This window comes from Methylorubrum zatmanii (assembly GCF_014845115.1).
Lineage (GTDB): Bacteria > Pseudomonadota > Alphaproteobacteria > Rhizobiales > Beijerinckiaceae > Methylobacterium > Methylobacterium zatmanii.
Map to the genome: position 1 here is coordinate 1 of NZ_NKUI01000084.1, position 21,278 is coordinate 21,278.

The 21,278-nt window shown below is 70.3% G+C and carries 23 protein-coding genes; 17 read left to right on the forward strand and 6 right to left on the reverse strand.

Going from position 1 to position 21,278, the window contains the following annotated elements; all coding sequences use genetic code 11:
* Together dnaG and MZTS_RS11260 are read right to left on the reverse strand one after the other, a co-directional pair.
* Positions 1 to 1,194 (reverse strand): DNA primase (gene dnaG, locus MZTS_RS11255; RefSeq protein ID WP_192283939.1); only part of this gene is annotated, 1,194 nt, incomplete at its 3' end.
* Between the two features lie 156 nt (positions 1,195 to 1,350).
* Positions 1,351 to 1,809, reverse strand: coding sequence for a GatB/YqeY domain-containing protein (locus MZTS_RS11260; protein ID WP_192283914.1), 459 nt, complete (start codon positions 1,807 to 1,809; stop codon positions 1,351 to 1,353).
* Between the two features lie 190 nt (positions 1,810 to 1,999).
* Here MZTS_RS11260 and carA point away from each other — a divergent pair, with 190 nt between their 5' ends.
* Entirely contained in the window at positions 2,000 to 3,238 is a 1,239-nt protein-coding gene (carA, locus tag MZTS_RS11265; RefSeq protein ID WP_192283915.1) for a glutamine-hydrolyzing carbamoyl-phosphate synthase small subunit, read from the forward strand.
* 127 nt (positions 3,239 to 3,365) lie between these two features.
* Positions 3,366 to 3,740 (forward strand): hypothetical protein, encoded by a 375-nt coding sequence (locus MZTS_RS11270; protein WP_009864884.1) that lies wholly within the window; start codon positions 3,366 to 3,368, stop codon positions 3,738 to 3,740.
* A 14-nt stretch (positions 3,741 to 3,754) separates the two neighbouring features.
* On the opposite strand, the gene MZTS_RS11275 is transcribed toward MZTS_RS11270, so the two are convergent.
* From MZTS_RS11275 to MZTS_RS11285, 3 genes are all read right to left on the reverse strand, one after another.
* Complete coding sequence (locus MZTS_RS11275) at positions 3,755 to 4,078, reverse strand: type II toxin-antitoxin system RelE/ParE family toxin (RefSeq protein WP_210329244.1); 324 nt, start codon at positions 4,076 to 4,078, stop codon at positions 3,755 to 3,757.
* Entirely contained in the window at positions 4,047 to 4,322 is a 276-nt protein-coding gene (locus MZTS_RS11280) for a type II toxin-antitoxin system ParD family antitoxin (protein ID WP_192283916.1), read from the reverse strand. Before MZTS_RS11280 ends, MZTS_RS11275 begins: the two co-directional genes overlap by 32 nt.
* Before the next feature lie 124 nt (positions 4,323 to 4,446).
* Positions 4,447 to 7,113, reverse strand: coding sequence for a heparinase II/III domain-containing protein (locus MZTS_RS11285; protein WP_192283917.1), 2,667 nt, complete (start codon positions 7,111 to 7,113; stop codon positions 4,447 to 4,449).
* 160 nt (positions 7,114 to 7,273) lie between these two features.
* Here MZTS_RS11285 and flgB point away from each other — a divergent pair, with 160 nt between their 5' ends.
* From flgB to fliP, 10 genes are all read left to right on the forward strand, one after another.
* A complete protein-coding gene (gene flgB / locus MZTS_RS11290) occupies positions 7,274 to 7,663 on the forward strand; it encodes a flagellar basal body rod protein FlgB (protein WP_009864006.1) in 390 nt (129 codons plus the stop codon).
* Positions 7,660 to 8,076 carry a flagellar basal body rod protein FlgC gene (gene flgC, locus MZTS_RS11295; RefSeq protein WP_192283918.1) on the forward strand — a complete coding sequence of 139 codons (417 nt, stop codon included), beginning with the start codon at positions 7,660 to 7,662 and terminating at the stop codon, positions 8,074 to 8,076. Before flgB ends, flgC begins: the two co-directional genes overlap by 4 nt.
* 13 nt (positions 8,077 to 8,089) lie before the next feature.
* Complete coding sequence (gene fliE, locus MZTS_RS11300; protein WP_009864004.1) at positions 8,090 to 8,440, forward strand: flagellar hook-basal body complex protein FliE; 351 nt, start codon at positions 8,090 to 8,092, stop codon at positions 8,438 to 8,440.
* A 38-nt stretch (positions 8,441 to 8,478) separates the two neighbouring features.
* On the forward strand, positions 8,479 to 9,267 hold the full coding sequence (flgG, locus tag MZTS_RS11305) for a flagellar basal-body rod protein FlgG (protein ID WP_192283919.1): 789 nt from the start codon (positions 8,479 to 8,481) through the stop codon (positions 9,265 to 9,267).
* A 47-nt stretch (positions 9,268 to 9,314) separates the two neighbouring features.
* Positions 9,315 to 9,791 carry a flagellar basal body P-ring formation chaperone FlgA gene (gene flgA / locus MZTS_RS11310; RefSeq protein ID WP_009863713.1) on the forward strand — a complete coding sequence of 159 codons (477 nt, stop codon included), beginning with the start codon at positions 9,315 to 9,317 and terminating at the stop codon, positions 9,789 to 9,791.
* A gap of 173 nt (positions 9,792 to 9,964) precedes the next feature.
* A complete protein-coding gene (flgI, locus tag MZTS_RS11315; RefSeq protein WP_246482085.1) occupies positions 9,965 to 11,029 on the forward strand; it encodes a flagellar basal body P-ring protein FlgI in 1,065 nt (354 codons plus the stop codon).
* Positions 11,026 to 11,616 carry a MotE family protein gene (locus MZTS_RS11320; protein ID WP_009865137.1) on the forward strand — a complete coding sequence of 197 codons (591 nt, stop codon included), beginning with the start codon at positions 11,026 to 11,028 and terminating at the stop codon, positions 11,614 to 11,616. Before flgI ends, MZTS_RS11320 begins: the two co-directional genes overlap by 4 nt.
* Positions 11,616 to 12,326 (forward strand): flagellar basal body L-ring protein FlgH, encoded by a 711-nt coding sequence (gene flgH / locus MZTS_RS11325; RefSeq protein WP_192283920.1) that lies wholly within the window; start codon positions 11,616 to 11,618, stop codon positions 12,324 to 12,326. Before MZTS_RS11320 ends, flgH begins: the two co-directional genes overlap by 1 nt.
* A gap of 13 nt (positions 12,327 to 12,339) precedes the next feature.
* Positions 12,340 to 12,825: a flagellar basal body-associated FliL family protein gene (locus tag MZTS_RS11330; RefSeq protein WP_192283921.1), complete on the forward strand. Its 486-nt coding sequence runs from the start codon at positions 12,340 to 12,342 to the stop codon at positions 12,823 to 12,825.
* On the forward strand, positions 12,822 to 13,598 hold the full coding sequence (fliP, locus tag MZTS_RS11335) for a flagellar type III secretion system pore protein FliP (protein WP_192283922.1): 777 nt from the start codon (positions 12,822 to 12,824) through the stop codon (positions 13,596 to 13,598). The genes MZTS_RS11330 and fliP overlap by 4 nt, the downstream gene beginning before the upstream one ends.
* On the opposite strand, the gene MZTS_RS11340 is transcribed toward fliP, so the two are convergent.
* Positions 13,570 to 15,369 carry a chloride channel protein gene (locus tag MZTS_RS11340; protein WP_192283942.1) on the reverse strand — a complete coding sequence of 600 codons (1,800 nt, stop codon included), beginning with the start codon at positions 15,367 to 15,369 and terminating at the stop codon, positions 13,570 to 13,572. The genes fliP and MZTS_RS11340 overlap by 29 nt on opposite strands.
* A 90-nt stretch (positions 15,370 to 15,459) precedes the next feature.
* On the opposite strand from MZTS_RS11340, the gene MZTS_RS11345 reads away from it, so the two are divergent.
* The 5 genes from MZTS_RS11345 to MZTS_RS11365 all read left to right on the forward strand — a co-directional run bounded on the left by MZTS_RS11345 (position 15,460) and on the right by MZTS_RS11365 (position 21,258).
* Positions 15,460 to 15,924 carry a MarR family winged helix-turn-helix transcriptional regulator gene (locus tag MZTS_RS11345; RefSeq protein ID WP_192283923.1) on the forward strand — a complete coding sequence of 155 codons (465 nt, stop codon included), beginning with the start codon at positions 15,460 to 15,462 and terminating at the stop codon, positions 15,922 to 15,924.
* Between the two features lie 139 nt (positions 15,925 to 16,063).
* Positions 16,064 to 17,764 carry a flagellar basal-body MS-ring/collar protein FliF gene (gene fliF / locus MZTS_RS11350; protein ID WP_192283924.1) on the forward strand — a complete coding sequence of 567 codons (1,701 nt, stop codon included), beginning with the start codon at positions 16,064 to 16,066 and terminating at the stop codon, positions 17,762 to 17,764.
* Positions 17,764 to 18,501, forward strand: coding sequence for a FliH/SctL family protein (locus tag MZTS_RS11355; protein ID WP_192283925.1), 738 nt, complete (start codon positions 17,764 to 17,766; stop codon positions 18,499 to 18,501). The genes fliF and MZTS_RS11355 overlap by 1 nt, the downstream gene beginning before the upstream one ends.
* 1 nt (position 18,502) lies before the next feature.
* Positions 18,503 to 19,900 carry a MotB family protein gene (locus MZTS_RS11360; protein WP_192283926.1) on the forward strand — a complete coding sequence of 466 codons (1,398 nt, stop codon included), beginning with the start codon at positions 18,503 to 18,505 and terminating at the stop codon, positions 19,898 to 19,900.
* Between the two features lie 92 nt (positions 19,901 to 19,992).
* Positions 19,993 to 21,258: a chemotaxis protein gene (locus MZTS_RS11365; RefSeq protein WP_246482084.1), complete on the forward strand. Its 1,266-nt coding sequence runs from the start codon at positions 19,993 to 19,995 to the stop codon at positions 21,256 to 21,258.
* Positions 21,259 to 21,278: the final 20 nt, after the last annotated feature.

Here is a 21,278-nt window from a genome sequence, read left to right on the forward strand (position 1 = left end):
GGCACCCGCCTCCCGCAGGGTCCGGGCAAGACCGGCGCGGCGCTCGGGCGTATCGAGGGGACCGGCTTCGGCCTCGCGGGCCCACAGCATGTCGACCAGGGGCCGCGCGCCCGCCAGCACCGCCTCGATCGCCGAGGGGCCGCCGGAGCGCATCAGGTCGTCCGGGTCCTGGCCCTGCGGCAGCATCGCCACCCGCAGGGACTTGCCGGGCTCCAGCGAGGGCAAGGCGACGTCGAGCGCCTTGAAGGCGGCGCGCTGGCCCGCGCCGTCGCCGTCGAAACAGAGGATCGGCTCGTCGGCATGGCGCCAGAGCAGGGCGAGCTGCTCCTCGGTCAAGGCGGTGCCGAGGGGCGCGACCGTCTCGGGATATCCCGCCAGGGTCATGGCGATGACATCGACATAACCCTCCACCGCCACGATGCGGCTCTTCTCGTGCGCGGCCTTGCGGGCGGCGTGCAGGTTGTAGAGCATCCGCCCCTTGTGGAAGAGCGGCGTCTCCGGCGAGTTCATGTACTTCGCCTTGGCATCCGCCCGCATCGCCCGGCCGCCGAAGGCGACGACCCGGCCACGGATGTCGAGGATCGGAAACATCACCCGGTCGCGGAACTTGTCGTAGGGGACATTCACACCCTCGGCGGTGGCGAGCAGCCCGAGTTCCAGCATCAGGTCGCGGTCGACGCCCTTGCCGGCGAGGAAGTCGCGCAGGCCGTAGCGCTCCGATTTCGCATAGCCGAGGCGGAAGCGCTTGCGGGTGGCCTCGCTGAGGCCCCGCCGGTCGAGATAGGCCCGCGCCTCGCCGCCCGCAGGGCCGCGCAGCTGCTCCTCGAAGAAGACGGCCGCCAGTTCCATCACCTCGAGGCCGCCCTTGCGGCGCTCCTCGGCCTGCTCGCTCTCGGCGGTCACCTTCGGCAGGGTGACGCCGGCTTCGCTCGCCAGCCGCTCCACCGCTTCGGGAAAGCTGAGCCCTTCCGTTTCCATGAGGAATTTAAAGATGTCGCCGTGCTTGCCGGACGAGAAGCAGTGATAGAACTGCTTCTGGTCGTTCACGTAGAAGGAGGGCGTCTTCTCCGCGTTGAACGGCGAGAGGCCGCGCCATTCGCGGCCGGCCTTTTTGAGCCGCACACGGCGGCCGACCACGTCGGAAGCCGGCAGCCTGGCGCGGATTTCTTCGAGGATGTGGGGCGGATAGCGCACGGGGTTCCAGGGCAAGCCGATCGCGTGGACGACGAGGACCGGCCTCGGCCCGGAGTCTAGCGCAGCGCGCCTGCCGGAGTCTTAAGAAGGCTGACCGCCCGCCGCGCGCTCCCCCGCCGTCAAACGGGATGCCGGTGCCGGCATCCCGCGGGGAAACTACTTCCCGGCCAGAGCGTCCTTCACCAGGGCGCTGGCGCGGCCGAAATCCATACGGCCGGTATACTTGCCCTTCAGCGCGGCGATCACCTTGCCCATGTCCTTCGGACCCGCCGCGCCGGTCTCGGCGATGGCGTCGGCGATGGCAGTGCGCGTCTCGGCCTCGTCCAGCTGCTGCGGCAGGAAGGTCTGGATGATCTCGGCCTCGGCGCGCTCGCTCTCGGCGAGTTCGGGGCGGCCGCCCTGCTCGTAGACGCCGGCGGCTTCCTGGCGCTGCTTGATCATCTTCTGGAGCAGGGCGAGGATCTCGTCCTCGCTCGTCTGCTCCTTGCCCTCGCCGCGGGCAGCAATGTCCCGATCCTTGAGCGCCGCCTGAATCATGCGCACGGTCGAGAGCTTCTGCTTCTCGCCAGCCTTCATGGCTTCCTTCATTGCGGCGGTGATGCGCTCGCGCAGCATGATGACATGACTCCAGTCGGATGTTTTGGCGCAGGTGCCCTGCTTGTCCAGGGCGTTGCGCAGGGGAGATCCCGCGCCCAGATTGACCCGGACGCGGCCGGCTCGCTATGAGCCCCCGCAAGATCCCGCATGACCCGGCGGCCCGAATGAGCGGCCGCGGGAAGCGGCGGACATAAGCCGGATCGGAGCCATGCTGCAAGACGAACCCGCGACCCTGCGCGCCGATCCTGCGCGTACCAACCCGGAACCCTGGAGCGAACCGCTCGTCACGGCTCTTCTCGTGCTCGCCGACGGCACCGTGCTCGAAGGCTACGGCATCGGCCAGACCGGCCTCGCCGACGGCGAGGTTTGTTTCAACACGGCGATGACGGGCTATCAGGAGATCCTGACCGATCCGTCCTATGCCGGGCAGATCGTCACCTTCACCTTCCCGCATATCGGCAATGTCGGCACCAACGACGAGGATCTCGAGAGCCTCGAGGCGGCCCCGGCCTCCGGCGTGCGCGGGGCGGTGATCGCCTCGGCGGTGACCAAGCCCTCGAACTGGCGCTCCTCCTCGCATCTCGACGGCTGGCTGAAGGCCCGCGGCATCGTCGGCATCACCGGCATCGACACGCGGGCGCTGACGGCGCTGATTCGCGACAACGGCATGCCGAACGCGGTGATCGCCAACGACCCGCAGGGCCAATTCGACCGCGAGGCGCTCAAGAAGCGCGCGGCGGCGCTCGCGCCGATGGAGGGCCTCGACCTCGTGCCCCCGGTGACCTCCCGCGAAACCACCGCCTGGACCGAGACCGTCTGGGCGGTGAAGGGCGGCTACGGCTCCCGGGCGCCGGGCCAGGGCCTCAAGGTGGTCGCCATCGATTACGGCGTGAAGCGCAACATCCTGCGCCTCCTGGCCGAGGCCGGCTGCGACGTCACCGTGGTGCCCGCCACCACCAAGGCCGAGGACATCCTGGCGATGAAGCCGGACGGCGTGTTCCTCTCCAACGGTCCCGGCGATCCGGCGGCGACCGGCGAATATGCCGTGCCGGTGATCCGCAGGCTCCTGGACGAGAAGGTGCCGACCTTCGGCATCTGCCTCGGCCACCAGCTCATGGGCCTCGCCCTCGGCGGGCGCACGGTGAAGATGGGCCAGGGCCATCACGGCGCGAACCATCCGGTGAAGGACCACACCACCGGCAAGGTCGAGATCGTCTCGATGAATCACGGCTTCGCCGTCGATCCGCAGAGCCTGCCCGAGACGGCGGTCGAAACCCACGTCTCGCTGTTCGACGGCTCGAATTGCGGCCTGTCGCTCACCGACCGTCCGGCCTTCTCGGTGCAGCACCACCCGGAGGCCTCGCCGGGCCCGCGCGACAGCCATTACCTGTTCGAGCGCTTCGTGAAGCTGATGCGCGAGAACCGGCCGGAGACCGTGCGGTCGTAATCGTACCCGACGGCGGCCCGGGGGCCGCCGTCTCCCCGTCATAAAAAACCCCAGCTTCCCCCCCATCACCCGGCTCATGGCCGGATCGGACAAGAATCAGCGGCCGGGACAGTTGGGGGCTTGCCGGATGACGCTCGACGACGCGCGCGACGACTTCTCGCGCCTGCATCGCCTGTTCACGTTTCACCTGGGCGTGGCGGTCGGCCTGTCCTGGCTGACCACCGCCTACGCGGCGGTGTCGGCTCCATGGGTGCGCAACATCCGCGCCCTGATCGACCCGACCGGACCGGTGCGGATCGAGAGCACGCTCTCCTATCTCTTCGTGATGCCGGCGGTGCTGACGCTGGCCTGGGCCTCCGCCTATTTCGGCCGCGAAACCATGCGCCGCCTCCAAACCCTGCCGAACCAGACCCTGGAATTCGCCGCCGCGGCGATGGTGGCCTTCGGCGTGTTCTACCTCTCGATCGACCGGGCGGTCGCCGTCATCAGCGCCGGGTTCTGACCCCCGCGTCGAGGTCATCGAACCTCGATATCGTCGCGCCCGATGTCGCGATAGCCGTTCAGGACGCGGATCAAGGTGATCCCGTCCTGAACCGGACAATAAAACAATACGAAGTTGCCGACTGGAAAGCTGCGGAGACTACGCGCCAGTTCCGGCCGAGAGCGGCCGGCATGCGGATTGTCGGACAGCATCACCATCACGCTCTCGATCCGATCGAGGAGCCTGTCGGCGGCGGCTTCGTTGTGATCGGCGACGTAGTTCCAGAGATCGAGAAGGTCTTGAAGCGCGCGGGGGCTGCGTGAGACGTTACCCACGCGAGGCTTCTTTTCGTCCCGCAACTCTTAGAGCCCGTGCCTCGGCCTTGATGGCAGCGATATCGAGCGGTTCCGCCGGTCCGCTTTCGAGACCTTCCTGAATGTCGCGGCGTAGGGCTTCCAGCTTGGCGGAGCGAAGCTGCTCGCGCTCCTCCATCAGACGCAGCCCGTCACGCACTACCTCACTGGCCGAGGCGTAACGACCGCTCTCGACCAACCTCGTCACGAACTGCTCGAAGTGATCTCCCAACGTGTAGCTTGACGCCATCGCATCTCTCCCGACACCCGGCAGAATATCACTTTATGATATTTCTGAAATGGTCTGGCTTGCTCGGCGAAACAAGTGCAGCCGGTCTCGGGGACGGCCCTGAATGGGACGTTACGAGAAGATCCTACTCCGCCCCCACCAAGCGTCTCACCTCGCCATCGGCGAGCAGGCGGGTGAGGCGGCGCTCGGCCTCCGCCTCCGCAGCGATCACAAGCCCGCCGCAGACCACATTGCGACCGCTGAAGGCGTAGCGCAGCATCGGCGCCGGCATCAGTCCACCCGCTCCCGAAGCGACGAAGCCCTGCATCGCATGGGCGCGGTCATCGCGGCCGACCGCGATCTCCATCCCCGCCGCACGGCCCTTCACCGCGAAGCCGAAGACTTCGAGACGCCGGCCCTCCTGCTGGGCGAGCGCCCGGCGCGGTCCGGACAGGGCGACCAGGGCATCGGGCGAGAGATGCAGCAGCCCCTCGAAGGACAGGGCGTGCCCGGCCCGCGCAAAACGGTCGATCACCGCCATGCCGCTCACGTCGTCGAGCACGACGAAGATGCGGGCATGGGCATAGTCCGGACCATGCACCGTAGTGGTCAGGGCGAAGACCTGCGCGCCGTCGAGGGCGTGGCGGGCGGTGAGCCGTGCGGAGCCGGCCGCCGGCTCGCGCCCGTCGGGAAACGCGACATTGTGGGCACGGGGAGACAGCAGATAGTGCCGCGCCGGGCCGACCTCGACTCCGTCCGCGCCGCCGCCCTCGACGATCCAGCGCCGCGATCCGCTGGCGAAGGTGAAGGAGGTGCAGTCCCGGTGCCCGTGCGGCGATTGGGTGGCATGGGTGAGGGCGAAATGGCCCCAGCCCGCCTCCGTCCCGTCATGGCGCAGGGCGATCATCTCCGCACTCCGCCCCTCCGGGAGCGGCAAGACCTCGCGCTCCGCCACGAGATCGCGACCTTGAGCGAAGGCGAGCCGGGCGAGCCAGCCGGCATGGTCGAGGCCGGCGGGGCAATCGCCGAAAGCTGGGAGCCGGCCGCCGGGATCGAGCAGACCGGCCAGCCCCGGTAGGGCCGCCTCGACCCGGAAGCGGATCGCCGGCCCCGGCTCTGCCTCGCCGAGCGCCGACGAGACGGCCTGCCCCAGGCTCAGCAGTTCCAGGCGGCGCACGGGCGAGGCCTCCGCGAAGGCTCCGTCCTCGGGCAGCAGCGCGTCGAAACCGTGCGCGAGGCTCTCGCGGGCGAGGGAATCCCAATGCGCGGCGAAGGGAAAGCGCGGGAGCATCCGCGCCAAGGCGAACAAGGCGGTCGCCGCCTGGATGCCGTGCAGGGCTCGCGCCAGGGCATTCTGCCCAACGATCTCGGCCAGGGCGAAACCGTGCCGCGCGGCTTCCGCGGCGATGGCAGCGCATGTGGAATCGTCGCCCACCTCCGACAGAAGGCTCGCCAGGACATCGCCGCGGGGCGCGAGGGCGGCGGGGTGCAGGCTCAACGGGTCCGCCGGCTGCCCCCAGGGATTGGCCCGCGACCACGCCGCGGCCAAGGTGCGGGCACGGCTGAGGCCCTCCGGAAGCGCGGCCAGCGGCAGCAGCCAGGACAGCGATTGGTAGGCGAGGCGCCATGCCACCGACCGGAACGGATCCTCGCGCCAGTCGGGCGCCTCGGGCAGGGTCCAGTCCGGCAGGCCGGCGAGGCTCAGGACGACGCCGTCCCCGTCGAGGCAGGCGCTGCGGTCGGGACCGCTGCGCAAGGCTCGCGCCTCGGCGAGGATCGGTTCGCCCGTGCCCGATCCGTCCAGCCAGGTAGCGGGCGCGTCCTCGGACAGACCGAGCCGGTCGGCGAGGCGAGCGAGGAAGGCGGGCGCATCGAGGAGATCGTCGCCGCACAGGCTCTCCAGGCGGAACGCATCCTCAAGGGCGAGTTCCGGCACGCCGATCAGTTCGACCTCCGGCGGCGTCTCGGCATCCTCCCAGGGGCCGAAATCCAGCTCGACGGCAGCGGCCCCGTCCGGCGGATGCAGGGCCAGGGTGAAGCGGCGGGCCTGAGGCTGGGCCGAGAGGTTGATGACCGCCCCGAGCCCCGGCACGGAGACCGCGTTGGCATAGGGGGGAGCGATCTCCGCGCCTTGCGCGTCCCGGTAGACGAGGCGGACGCGGGCGGCGTGCTCGTCGGCCCGCGCGGCGTAGATCTGTCCGCGCAGGGCCAGGGCGATGTCCTGCGGCAGGGCGTAGGCGAGCCGGATGCCGGACCCATCGAGCCGCCGCCGGCACGGCGCCGAGAGCGGGTCGGCCTCGCCGAGGAGAAGAAGCGGGTCGGCCACGGTGAAGGCGCGGGTGTTGCGCCAGGAGCGGAAGGTGACGACGAGGCCGACGGCCTGTTCCGGCACGCGGAAGGCGGTGCGGAAGCAGCCAGCCCCTTCGCCGCCGAGAAGCGCCGGACCTGGGATCCAGGCCACCTGCGGATCGAGCAGGCTGCGGACGAGACCCGGCACATGGTCGAGATCGAGGCTCGACCCGTCCGCCGCCAGGAAGTCGAAGCCGATGGCCGCGCAATCGACGGCGAGCGCCGCCTCCTCGTCGCCGTCGAAGGCGAGGCTGCAGTGCAGGCAGGCCCAGGCACCGGAGGGCAGGCCGGAGAAGCTCAGGCTCGCCCGCGCGAACCGGGCATTGGCCGCGATCCGGTGCCGCCCCTCGCGCCCGTCCGGCCCGGCGCCGCCGCCATAGCGGACGGCGGCCGGCATCACGGCTCCCGCACGGCCTGCTTCGGGAGCAGAGGCGGCGCCGGCTCTCTCGTCGATCTCGTCCATCGGCTGCAGGCGCTACCGTCCGGGCCGTCCCTGTCAAGCAAAGAGCCAGCCTCGTGCAAGATTGCCGGCCTAAACCCGCATCCATGACGCAGGCTTCGCCATTCGGCCGCCTGCCCGAATTCAGCGGCTTTCACAGGAATCTCGGAATGGGGACGTTGCCATGACGACGGGCGTCTACCTGTTCGACCTCGCTTCGCAGCACGCGCGCTACCTCGCCGTGCGGCAGGCGACCATCGCCGGCAACGTCGCCAACGCCAACACGGCCGATTACAAGGCGCGGGACGTGCTGCCCTTCGCCCAGGTGCTGGCCAGGACCGGGCTCGACATGGCCTCGACCGCCGGCACCCATTTGGAAGCTCAGGGCAGCCGCATTCCCGTGCGCGAGACGCAGCCCCGCGAGGGCTGGGACGTCCTCGAATCCTCCAGCTCGGTCAGCCTCGAGCAGGAGATGCTCAAGGCCAGCGACGTCTCCCGGCAGCACAACCTCGACACGGCCGTGGTGAAGTCGTTCCACCGCATGCTGATGGCGGCGACGAAGAGCGGGTCATGATCGATCCCCTGCTCTCCGCCTCCCGGCTCGCCAGCGCCGGCCTCGAAGCGCAATCGGTGCGCATGCGGGTCGTCTCCGAGAACCTCGCCAACGCCCAATCCACCGGCGCGACGCCGGGCGCCGACCCCTATTCGCGCAAGACGGTGACCTTCCAGGCCGCCCTCGACCGGGCGGCGGGGATCGCCTCCGTGCGCCTGCGCGAGATCGGCACCGACAAGACGCCGTTCCGCACCGAGCACGATCCGGCCAACCCGGCGGCGGACGAGAACGGCAACGTCAAGCTGCCCAACGTGAACATGCTCGTCGAGATGGCGGACATGCGCGAGGCCAACCGCTCCTACGAGGCGAACCTCCAGGTCATCAAGCAGGCCCGGGCCATGGTCGCCAGCGTCATCGATCTCCTGAAGTCCTAAAGGCATCGCACCGATGATCGAGGCTCTCACCTCGCTCGCGGCCTTCGACAAGGTCGCCGGCACCTCCTTCGCCGAGACGGCGCCCGCCCAGAAGGCCGTGTTCTCGCCCGCCGCCGTGGCGGGCATCGCCGGCCCCGCCGCGGCGCCGACGGATTTCGGCGACGTGATGGCCCAGGTCGCGGCGAGCGCCCGCGACGCCCTGCGCGGCGGCGAGGCCACGGCCATCGCCGGCATCCAGGGACGGGCCACGGCGCAGCAGGTGGTCGAGGCGGTGATGTCCGCCGAGCAGAGCCTCCAGACCGTGGTGGCGATCCGCGACAAGGTGGTCGCCGCCTATCTCGAACTCAGCCGCATGCCGATCTGAACGCCGATCCGACCGGCCATCCGAGGGAATCCGACGCCATGCGCGCGCTCGCCATCGCCGCCACGGGCATGTCCGCCCAGCAGCTCAATCTCGAAGTCATCGCCAACAACATAGCCAACCTGAACACCACCGGGTTCAAGGGCGCGCGGGCGGAGTTCACCGACCTGCTCTACCAAGCCGAGCGGCAGCAGGGCGTGCCGAACCAAGCCGGCCAGGAGGCGGTGCCGGAGGGCGCGATGCTCGGCCTCGGCGTGCGCGCCGCCGCGATCCGCAACCTGCACCGGCAGGGGTCGCTGGCCAATACCGGCAATCAGCTCGATCTCGCGGTGAACGGGCGCGGCTATTTCCAGATCACCAGCCCGGCGGGCGAGGTCAACTACACCCGCGCCGGCTCGTTCAACAAGAACAATGCCGGCCAGCTCGTAACCATGGAAGGGTACGCGGTCGATCCTGCGATCCTGATCCCGCAGAACACCACCCAGGTAACGATCAACGAGTCGGGACAGGTCTTCGCCAAGATCGACGGGCAGGTCGCGCTGCAGAATATCGGCCAGCTGACGCTCGCGAACTTCGCCAACGAATCCGGCCTGGAACCCCTGGGCAACGGCCTCTACCGCGAGACGCCCGCCTCCGGCGCTCCCGTGATCGGCAATCCCGGCGATGCGAGCTACGGCAAGCTGCAGCAGGGCTACCTCGAAGGCTCGAACGTCGATCCGGTGAAGGAGATCACCAACCTGATCACGGCCCAGCGCGCCTTCGAGATGAACTCGAAGGTGATCCAGGCCGCCGACGAGATGGCCGGGACGGTCTCGAAGGGCATCCGCTGAGCCCTCCTCGCCCCCGCTTCCGCCCTCCTTCTCCGGCGCGATCCTCCATGTCCCGCACGCCCCTCTTCCGCGGCCTTCTCATCGCCTGCCTCGCCGCCGGCCCGGCACATGCCGTCGAGGGAATGGCCGGCGGCGAGCTCATGCTGCCGGTGCCGACCGTCACGATCTATCCCGGCGACACGATCAAGGAGACGATGCTGCGGATGCAGGCCTATCCCGCGACTTACCGGGCGCGGACGGCCGTCATCGACGCCTCGGCCGCCATCGCCGGCCGCACCGCGCGCCGCATGCTGCTGCCCGGCGAGCCGGTGCCGGTCAACGCCGTGGACGATCCCCGCCTCGTCAGCCGGGGCACGCCGACGCAGATGATCTTCGAGGAGAACGGCCTCGTCATCACCGCCATCGGCGCCCCGCTGCAGAATGGCGGCCTCGGCGAGACGATCCGCGTGCGCAACACCGACACCAACCGCATCGTGCTCGGCACGGTGATGGCCGATGGCCGCATCCGGATCGGCGCGCAATGACCGGCCCCTCCCTCTTTCCGAACGCTTCCTCTCCGGCCGGCGGCGAGATGCGCTGCATCCGGCGGACCATGGCCGCCGCGCCCCTGCGCGGGCGGACGACGCGGGCACCGCGGTCCCACCGCCTGGTCCTCGCGCTCGTGCTCGGCCTTCTCACCGGCCTCGGCTTCGCCCTGATGGCCGGCCCTGTCTTCGCATCGGGCACCCGCATCAAGGACATCGCCACGCTGAAGGGCGTGCGCGACAACCAGATCTTCGGCTACGGCCTCGTCACCGGCCTGCAGGGCACGGGCGACACCCTGCGCAACGCGCAATTCACCGAGCAGTCGCTGCAATCGCTGCTCGACCGGCTCGGCATCAACGTCCGCGACGCCCGCCTGCGCACCCGCAACATCGCCGCCGTGATGGTGACCGCCGATCTGCCGCCCTATACCGGCACCGGCTCACGCATCGACGTGACCGTCACCTCGATGGGCGACGCCACCTCGCTGCGCGGCGGCACCCTGCTGATGACGCCGCTGACCGGCGGCGACGGCCTCGTCTACGCAGCGGCGCAAGGCCCCCTCGCGGTGTCCGGCTTCTCGGTCCAGGGGCAGGCCGAGCAGCTGACGCAGGGCGTGCCGACGGCGGGCCGCATCCCCAATGGCGCCCTGATCGAGCGCGAGGTGCCCGGCACCTTCCGCGACCTGCCCGAACTCGTCTTCGAGCTGAAGAACCCCGATTTCAAGACCGCGATCCAGATCGCCGACGCGATCAACGCATGGTCGCTGCGCGCCTTCGGCCGGCGCATCGCCAGCGCCCGCGACCAGCGCGCGGTGGTGGTGATGCGCGGGCGCCAGATGGCCCAGACCCGGCTGGTGGCGCAGATCGGCGACCTGACGATCGAGCCCGACATGCCCGCTCGCGTCGTGGTCGATCAGCGCACCGGCACGGTGGTGATCGGGCGCAACGTGACCATCTCCACCGTCGCGGTCACCCACGGCAATCTCACGGTCCGCGTGACCGAGACGCCGGAAGTGTCGCAGCCGGCGCCGTTCTCCAACGGCGAGACCGTGGTGGTGCCCCGGACCGAGGTGGCGGCGGAGGAAGGGCGCGGCAAGCTCGCGATCCTGCGCGGCTCCGATCTCCAGACGCTGGTGCGCGGCCTCAATCAGGTCGGGCTGAAGCCGACCGACATCATCGCGATCCTGCAGGCGGTGAAGACCGCCGGCGCCCTCCAGGCGGAGCTGGTGGTGCAATGAGCCGTCTGCCGCGCAGCCTCGTCCTGTGGCTCGCCCTCTCGGGGGCGGCCCTCGCCGCCGGGGGCGATCATGCCGACCCGGCCAAGGAAGCCGCCCTGCGGGCCATCGCCGCCCGCGACGCGCCGAAGGAGGTGTCGGCCCAGGATTTTGTCGCCAAGGAGCCGGCCAAGACCGGCTATTGCGCCAACATCGCCGACGCCGCCGCCGATGCCCGCTTCGCGTGGCAGAAGGAGCAGCTGGCGGCGATGGAGAAGCAGGTCGAGGAGCGCATCCGCCTCCTGGAGGAGAAGCGGGCCGAGTACGAGGTCTGGCTCAAGCGCCGCAACGAGTTCCTGGCCAAGGCCGATGAGAGTGTGGTCGCGGTCTACGCCAAGATGCGTCCCGACGCGGCGGCCCTGCAGATCACCAACATGCCCGACGAGGCGGCGGCCGCGCTCCTGACCAAGCTCAACGCCCGCACGGCCAGCGCCATCCTCTCGGAAATGGAGGCGGCCCGGGCCGCCAACCTCGCCCGCGCCATGACGGAATCCGGCCGCAAGGACGCCTCCGCCCCGGCATCGGCCCAGAAGAAGAACCAGAGGTCGTGATGCGCGCCCGCCCCCCCGTTCTCGCCGCGATGCTCGCCCTCGGGCTCGGTGCCTGCCAGAGCGATCTCGACCGCTTCGGCCGTCCCCCGACCCTGACCCCGATCGGCACCGGACTCAACGCCCCGCGCGAGCCGTTGCCGACGAGCTTCGGCGCCCTCGGCCCCCGCCACAGCTACCACTCGACCTGGTCGCCCGCGAGCGCCGCGCTCTACCAAGATCCCCGCGCCCACGATGTCGGCGACGTCATCACCGTCAGCATCTCGATCAACGACAAGGCGCAGTTCGACAATGCCAGCGACCGGCAGCGCAGCCAGAAAAGCAGCCTCGGCTTCGATTTCGGCTACGGCGTCTCCGGGCTGAAGGACACGGCCACCGCCGATACCGGCATCCGTTCCGGCACCGAGACTAAGGGCCAGGGGTCGATCGACCGCAAGGAATCCTTGAGCCTCTCCGTCGCGGCGGTCGTCACCGAGGTGCTGCCCAACGGCAACGTGGTGATTTCCGGCTCGCAGGAGGTGCGGGTCAACAACGAGGTGCGCGTGCTCGAGGTCGCCGGCATCGTCCGGCCGCGGGACATCTCGCGCAAGAATACCATCGACTACGACAAGATCGCCGAGGCCCGCATCTCCTATGGCGGGCGCGGGCGCCTCACCGACGTGCAGGGGCCGACGCTGGGCCAGCAGGTCTTCGAGACCCTGGCGCCGTTCTGACGGAAGACCGAGCATGGCCGAGAACAAGGATGGCGCGAAGGCGGGCGGCAAGGGCTGGATCGCCATGCTCGCCCTGGTCACGCTGGTCGCCGTCGGCACCGGGGGCGGCCTCGGCGTGTACCTTCTGGGAAACGTCGAGAAATCGGTGGACCTGAAGAAGCGCGAGGAGGCCGACAAGGCGGTCAAGGTACTCAACTACACCGGCGACCTCAGCCTGCGCAGCGTCGGCTCGGTGGTGACGAACCTCACCGAGCCGGCCGATACCTGGGTGCGGATCGAATCCTCGGTCGTCTTCAAGACCGGATCGCTGCAAAACCCCGACGTCACCCTGGCCGAGATCCGGGCCGACGCCCTGGCCTATCTGCGCACGCTGTCGCTGGCGCAGATCGAGGGCGCGAGCGGCCTCCAGCACCTGCGCGAGGACCTGAACGAGCGGGTGGCGCTGCGCACCAAGGGCGCCGTGCGCGAACTGATCGTCGAAACGCTGGTGGTGCAATGAACGGGCGGATCGTCGGGCTCCTCGCCCTGGCCGGAATCGTCTTCGGCGCCAGCGCCGCCCTGGCCCAGGGTGCGCCGTCCCCCGGCGGCGTGACCGGCGTGCCGGGTCTCGATGCCCTGCTTCCCCCCGGCAACGGCGCGGCGAGCGGGCGCATCATCCAGCTCGTCGCTCTGCTCACCGTGCTGTCCTTGGCGCCGGGGCTGCTCGTCATGGTCACGAGCTTCACCCGCTTCGCCGTGGCCTTCTCCTTCCTGCGCTCCGGGCTCGGCCTGCAGAGCACGCCGGCCAATCTCTTCCTCGTCTCGCTGTCTCTGTTCATGACCTTCTACGTCATGGCGCCGACCTTCGACAAAGCCTGGAACGAGGGCGTGAAGCCCTTGCAGGAGAACCGCATCGGCGAGGAGGAAGCCTTCACCAAGATCGTCGATCCGTTCCGGGACTTCATGACCCAGCACGTGCGCCCGAAGGATCTTCAGACCTTTTCGGATCTGGCGAGCCGCAACTTCCCGAAAGCGGAAGCCGGCGAGAAGATCGACCTGCGCATCCTGATCCCGGCCTTCATGATCTCGGAGCTGCGCCGGGGCTTCGAGATCGGCTTCCTGATCGTGCTGCCGTTCCTCGTCATCGACATCATCGTCTCCACCATCGTGATGTCGATGGGCATGATGATGCTGCCGCCGACCGTGATCTCGCTGCCGTTCAAGGTGCTGTTCTTCATCCTGATCGACGGCTGGAACCTGCTGGTCAGCGGCTTGGTACGGTCGTTCTTCTGATCCGCAGCCCGGCGCGAAAGGCCCGGCGTTCCGTCTCGGCCCGCACGGTCGTGGCGCGCACCTGAAGCAGGTCACGGCGCGTCAGCAGCCCGACGAGCACGCCGCTCCCTGGATCGGTGACGACGAGGCGGCCCTGGCCCGTCGCCGTCATCACGTCGAGGGCGTGGGCGACCACGTCGTCGGGATGGACCGTGGCGAGCGGCAGACCCGCCACCAGCGCCCCGAGCCGGTCCGCGCCGTGGCCGCCTTCCAGCGTCCAGTGCAGCGCCTGCCCCCGGCTGGCGAGGCCGACCGGATGGCGGGCGTCATCCACCACCGGATAGGCCTGATGGCGCCCGGCCTCCATCGCGGCGACGGCCTCGACGACGCCGGTCGCCGCATCGAGCACATCCACCTCGCGGACCATCACGTCGCGCACGCGGGTCAGGGCATAGGGATCGACCGCGTATTCGCGGGTGATGTGCTGGCCCCGGCGGGCGAGCTTCTCCGTGAGGATCGACCGCTTCAGCAGCAGCACCGTGACCGCGTAGGCCGTCACCGTCGCCGCGAGCAGGGCGCCGAGGATGCGCACGTCGCCGGTCAGTTCCACCGCGAACAGGGCACCGGTGAGGGGAGCGCGCATGGTGCCGCCGAGCATCGCCGCCATGCCGAGCAGCGCCCAGAAGCCGTGAGCGCCCGGCAGCAGCAGGCCGGCGAGCCAGCCCATCGCCCCGCCGAGGATCAGCAGGGGCGCGAGCACGCCGCCGGAGGTGCCGGAGGCCAAAGCCACCAGCCAGATCGCCGCCTTGACCGCCAGGATCAGCAGCACCGCCCGCAGGGCGAGATCGCCGTTGAGGAGATCGCCGATCACGTCGTAGCCCACGCCGAGCGCCCTTGGCTCGATCAGGCCGCCGAGGCCCACGAACAGGCCGCCGATGGCCGGCCACCACATCCAGTGCAGCGGCAAGCGTTCGAACGTGTCCTCCAGCCGGTAGAGCAGCGTGGTCAGGACGCCCGACAGCAGCCCCGCCAGCAGGCCGATGCCGGCGCAGGCGATCAGCCCCCATCCCGGCAGCGCCGGATCGCTGGTGAAGGGAAATAGCGGCCCCGTCTCGAACAGGAGCGGGCGCAGGGCGGCGGCGGTGAGCACCGCCGCCGTCACCGGCACGAAGCTGCGCGGCCGCCATTCGAACAGCAGCAATTCGACGGCGAGCAGCACCGCCGCGACCGGCGTGCCGAAGATCGCGGTCATGCCGGCGGCGGCACCCGCCACCAGCAGGGCCTTCCGCTCGGCATCGCTGAGATGAAACAGCTGGGCGAAGAGCGAGCCGATGGCGCCGCCCGTCATGATGATCGGCCCTTCGGCGCCGAAGGGGCCGCCGGTGCCGATGGAGATCGCGGAGGAAATCGGCTTCAGCACGGCGACTTTCGCCGACATCCGGCTCCGGCCGATCAGGATCGCTTCGATCGCCTCGGGAATGCCGTGGCCACGGATCTTCTCCGAACCGTAGCGGGCTATCAGCCCGATCACGAGGCCGCCGATCACCGGGATCAGCACCGTCCAGGGTGAGGGTGTGACGCCGGCCAGCGAACGGGGCACGGTCTCGAGGGCCCCGAACCAGGCCAGGTTCGTCACCAGCGCGATCAGCCGCAGCAGCCCGGCAGCGGCGATCGTCGCTGCCGCGCCGATGACGAGCGCCATGCCGAGCAGGATCAGGATGCGGGGATCGGCGGTGAAATCGCCGAGTGGCCGCCGCACGATCTGGCCCGGCCCTTCACGACGAACCGGCATCTCCTTGTTCACGCATGTCTCCTCTGGTCGACTGTACCGGTTATATATCGTAATGCGATATATTCCAGACCCGGCGACGAGAGGATGGCCATGACGGACGAGGCACCCGGCGCGCTGTCGCGGTCGCATTACGCGGCGCTCGCGGCCTTCCGCTACGAGTTGCGGCGCTTCCTCGCCTTCAGCGAGGCGGCGGCGACGGCGGCGGGTCTGCCGCCACAGCAGCATCAGGCCCTGCTCACCGTGGCCGGCCATTCCGGCCCGGAGCTTCCGACGGTCGGGCTCATTGCCGAGCGCCTGCTGATCGCTCCGCACAGCGCCGCCGAGCTGGTCACCCGCATGGTCGAGGCCGGTCTCCTGACCAAGACCCGCGGCACGCAGGACCGGCGCCGGATGGAACTTGCCCTGACACCGGAGGCCGAGGCGCTGCTGCACCGGCTGACGGCGGCGCATCTGGAGGAGTTGCGCAGCCTGGAGCCGGCCCTGGCCCGGGCGCTGGCCCTCGGGCGCGAAGCGTCCCCGGAGACGACCGGACCTGCCCCTTCCGCCTCCGCTTGAACGGAGATCCGGGCACGGTGCCGGCTCGGCCCGCCGGGGAGACCGTTCGGTTTCCGTCGCGAAAAAAGCCCCGCGCAAGGCTGAGCGGCAACATGGCCCCCGGGACCAGAATCGGGTCCGGTTCAGGATTGGCCTCAGGATGTTCGGGCGCGAGCAAGCCGAGAGATTGTGGAGCAACATCGTCGATCTCGGCGCGAGGCGGTTGATCGCCCTCGGGCTGGTCGGCCTTCTCGTGTTCCTCGGCGTCGGTGTCGGCGCCTATTACCTGAGCCGGCCGGCGCAGGAGACGCTCTATACCGGCCTCTCCCGCGAAGACGTCTCGCGCATCGGCGGCGTCCTGAAGGACAACGGCATCCCCTTCGACGTCTCCTCCGACGGCACGGCGGTGCTCGTCTCCTTCGGCCACACCGCCCAGGCGCGGATGCTGCTCGCCGAGAAGGGCCTGCCGCAGAGCTCCAAATCCGGCTACGAGCTGTTCAACGATCTCGGTTCGCTCGGCATGACCTCGTTCATGCAGGAGGTGACCCGGGTGCGGGCGCTGGAGGGCGAGATCGCCCGCACCATCCAGGGCATGAAGGGCGTGCGCGCCGCCCGCGTCCACCTCGTGCTGCCCGACCGTGGCTCGTTCCGCCGCGAGCAGCAGCCCGCCTCCGCCTCCGTTGTCGTGCGCACCGAACCCGCCGACGACGTTTCCGGCGCGCAGGCGATCCGCCAGCTCGTCGCCTCGGCGATCCCCGGCATGAAGCCCGACCGCGTCACCGTGATCGGCTCCGAGGGCACGGTGCTGCTCGCGGGTGACGACGCGGGCACCGCGCCGACCGGCAAGATGGCGACGCTGGAGAAGTCGGTCAGCCGCGAGATGCAGGACAACATCCGCCGCACCCTCGCGCCCTATCTCGGCGTCGGGAATTTCGAGGTCAGCGTCGCGACCCAGCTCAACACCGACAAGACCTCGACCAACGAGACGATTTACAACCCGGACCAGCGGGTCGAGCGCTCGGTGCGGTCCGTGCGCGAGAACGAGAACGCGCAGAACCGTAACAGCCAGCGCCCGACCAGCGCCCAGGAGAACCTGCCCGACCAGCGCACCCGCTCGGACGGCAACGACCAGTCGAGCAACGAGAGCTCGAAGAAGGAAGATCTCACCAATTACGAGATCTCCCAGAAGACGATTCAGACGGTGAGCGACGGCTACGCCATCCGCCGCCTCTCGGTCGCGGTGCTGGTCAACCGCTCGCGGCTGACCGCCATGGCCGGGCCCGACGACAAGGCCGGCATCGACAAGCAGATCGCCGAGATCGAGGAATTGGTCGGCTCGGCCGCCGGCTTCAGCAAGGAACGCGGCGACATCATCAAGGTCGCGGCGGTCGGCTTCATCAATGACGGGCAGCCGCTGGAGCCGGTGCCGCCGCTCTCGCTCACCGACGTGATGATGAAACAGTCCGGCACCCTCATCAACGCGGCGACGATCCTGGTCGTGGCCGGCCTGCTGATCTGGTTCGGCCTACGCCCGGCGCTCCGCGCCATCCTCACGGTGCCCGAGGCCGCGCAGACCGAGGCGGTCGCGCTCGCCGCCCCCGAGGGTGCGCCTGCCCTGGCCGCCGGTGCCCTCTCGGCGGACGCGGCCGCACTCGCCGCGCCGGGCGCCGTCGCGGCCGGGGCCGCTCTGCCCGGCGAGGCGCCGAAGCTGCCCGCCCCCGGCGTCGCCGGCCTGCTGGAGGAGTTGGAGGACAAGATGGCCCGCTCGCCGCAGAAGCGTCTGGAGCAGCTCATCGACATCAACGAGGAGCAGGTCGCGGCCGTTCTCAAGCGCTGGCTCATGCGTGAGGAGCCGGCGTGATGAACGCGGTGATCGCCCGTTATCTGCCGGACTTCACGGCCCCGCCGCCCCCACCTGCGGTGACCGGCGAGCCGGACTTCACCACGCCCTGGTTCCGGCCGGCCGTGGCCGCCCCGGAGCCGGCGCGGCCCGCCGAAACCGAGAGCGAGCCCGAGATCGCCATCGCGCCGTTGCTGCCCCGCTCCGCCGTCGCGGCGACACGGCCGGAGGAGGATCGCGAGGCGCTGATCGCGGCGGCCGAGGCGCGCGGATACGAGCAGGGCCGGGCGGAGGCGCTGGCCGAGGCGCAGGCTCGCGCCGAGCGGGAGCGCGAGGAGCAATCGGCCGCCTTTGAGGACCGCCTCGCCCAGGCGCGCCGGGACTGGACCGAAGCGCATGGCGCAGCCCTGGCGACGGAGTTCGCCGCCGCGATCGGCGCGCTCGACGCGACCCTGTCGAGCCGGGTCGCGCGGCTGATCGCGCCGGTCCTGTCCGAGTCGCTGCAGCGGCAGGCCCTCGACGCCCTCGCCGCCGCCCTCAGAAAAATCCTGGCCGAGCCGCAGCGCCCGGCGGTGCGGGTCTGCGGGCCCGAGGATCTGATCGCGGCGGTGTCGGCCCGGCTCGGCGGCCTCGCGGCGGGCATCGCCTTCGAGGCGGCGCCGGGACCGGAGGTGACGGTGAGTGCGGGCGAGACCGTGATCGAGACGGAACTCGCGGCCTGGAGCGGCTTGATCGCCGCGGCCGTCGCGGAGGCGTGAGATGTCAGAGCACGCCCACGAGATCATCATCATCAAGCGCCACGGCGATCACGAGGACGGCCATCACGGCGGTGCCTGGAAGATCGCGCTCGCCGACTTCATGACGGCGATGATGGCCCTGTTCCTGGTGATGTGGCTGATCAATTCCACCAGCAAGGAACAGAAGCAGACCATCGCCGAATATTTCAACCCGGTGAAGCTCGCCGAGGTCACCCACGACCGCAAGGGCGTCAACGACCCGCAGAACACCCCCAACGACCCGGCCCCGAGCGGCAAGGGCAAGGGGGATGGCGGCAGCGCCGAGGGCTCGGGCAAGGCGGATGCCGCCGGCGCTCCGGGAAGCCGCGCCCGCGAATCGGCCCTGTTCCAGGACCCCTACGCCGTGCTCGCCAAGCTCGCGGCGGAAGCCGACGCCGCCGGTCCCGAGGCGGCGAGCGCCGATGCCAATCCGCTCGAGGTCGGCCAACCGGGCGTGGCCGGCGGCGAGACCGGGCGCGACCCCTTCGATCCGCTCTACTGGCAGGTCGCCGCCCTGCCACGCCAGCGCACGGACAATCCGGGCGCCCTCGACACGGTGGCCGCCGCCCCGTCCGAGGCTCGCCTCGATGCGCGGGCCCGGACCGGCGCTCCCGGCCGAGCGAAGGAAGCGACCAAGGATGCGTCGAAGGAATCCGCCAGGGATGTCGCCCGGCAGAGCCTGAACGACGCCATGCGGCAGGCCGGTATGAAGCTCGCTTCCGCCGAGCCGATGCCCATCAAGGAAGCGCCGCCCGCCAAGCAGCCCGACTCGACGAAGTCCGCCGAAGCGCCGCCGGAAGGGCCGGTCGCGGATGCCAAGGCAGCCGACATCAAGCCCGCCCCGAAAGCGGAGGCGCCCCCTTCGAAGGAGCCGGCCGCAGCCATACCGGCCGAGGGCGCCAAATCCGCCGAGACGGCGGCGCTGGCCGCCTTGAAGGACGAGATCGCCAAGGCCGTCCCCTCCCTGCCGATGGGCGCTCCGGCGCCGCGCGTCGAGGTGCGCCGCACCGGCGAGGGCGTGCTCATCAGCATCACCGACGAGATCAATTTCAGCATGTTCGGGATCGGCTCGGCCGAGCCGACGCCGAAGGTGGTCAAGGCGCTGGAGCGCATCGCCAAGATCCTGAACACCCGTCCCGGCCGGGTCGTCGTGCGCGGTCATACCGATGCCCGGCCGTTCCGCTCCGAGACCTACGACAATTGGCGCCTGTCCTCGGCCCGGGCGCAGATGGCCTCCTACATGCTGGTGCGCGGCGGCCTCGACGAGGCGCGGATCGAGCGCATCGAAGGCTATGCCGACCGCCAGCCGCGCATCGCCGCCGACCCGAAAGCCGCCGAGAACCGCCGCATCGAGATCCTGCTGCGGGGGCTGCCGGAATGACGCGCCGGATCGCGCCCGCTCGATGGGAGCACCCGTCCCCTCCCCCCTGCGGGGCCGGGATGCCGGTGGCGCCGGCCGCGCCGCGATCCATGATGCGGGTCGCAGCATTCGCCGCGGCGCTCGCAGCCTCCCTCCTCGTCCTCCCGGCCCTGGCGGCGGAGCATGGTGAGGCGCCCGCGCCGGCCGCGGAATCCCATGGCTCCGGCGATCACGGTGGCCACGGAGCGCCCGCCGCGCCGATCGAGCCGCTGCCGGTCAAGCCCCGTGGCCTGCCCGTCGAACTGACCCGCACGCTGCAGTTGCTTCAGGATCGCATCGCCCGCGGCTCGACCCAGGCCCATCTCGCCCAGCGCCAGCTCCTCGGCCATATCGAGCAGCGGCTGATCGGGCTCGAACCCGACACCTGGGTCGAGCCGGAAAACGTGCGCGCGGCGGTGACTTTCGCCCTGGCGGGCGGCGGGCCGACGGTGCTGCGCGCCCTGATCAAGACCGAGAAGGTGCCGGAACCGGAGCAGCCGCTGACGCTCGGCGCCCTTGCCTATCTCGAAGGCCGCGAGGCGCAGGCGCGGGCCAAGCTCTCCGGCATCGATCCCCGCAGCATGCCTCCCGGGCTCGCCGGGCAGCTCGCCCTCACGCAATCCGCGCTGATGGTGCGCGAGGCGCCGGCACGCTCCCTCGAACTCCTCGACCTCGCCCGCCTCCTCGCGCCCGGCACCCTGGTGGAGGAGGCGGCGCTGCGCCGCGAGATCTTCGTGGTGGCGCAGGCCGGCGATGCACGCCGCTTCGAGGCCCTGTCGATCCAGTATCTGCGCCGCTTCCGCCGCTCGGTCTATGCCGGCAATTTCCGCCAGCGCTTCGCCGCGGCGCTGACCCGCCTCGACTTCGACAGCGACCGCACCCGCATCGCCAGCCTGGAGCGGATGCTCGACGAGATCGAACCGGAGAGCCGACGCGATCTCTACCTCCTCGTTGCCCGGGCCGGGCTGGAGCAGGGGCGGCGGGAGACCGCCCTCTTCGCTGCGGAACGCGCGGCCGGGCTCGCGGCTCCGGACTCGATGCCGGCCGACCAGGCCCGGCTCTATCGCGGCGCCGCGCTGATCGTGGCCGAGGGCCGCTTCGAGGACGGGGTGGAGACCCTGCGCAGCCTGGATCGGAGCGGCCTCGCCCCGTCCGACGCCGACCTCCTCGACACGGCGCTCGCGACGGCGCAGCGGATCCGCACACCGCCCGCGCCCTCCGAGGCGACAACCGCTCCACCGCCTTCGGCGACGCGGGCGATGCCCGAATCCGGCTCCCTCCTGCGGGCGCAGGAAGCCCTGGCCAAGGCCGAGCGCGCCATGGCGGCGAGCCCGCGCTGAGCCGACCCCGATCCCGCTCT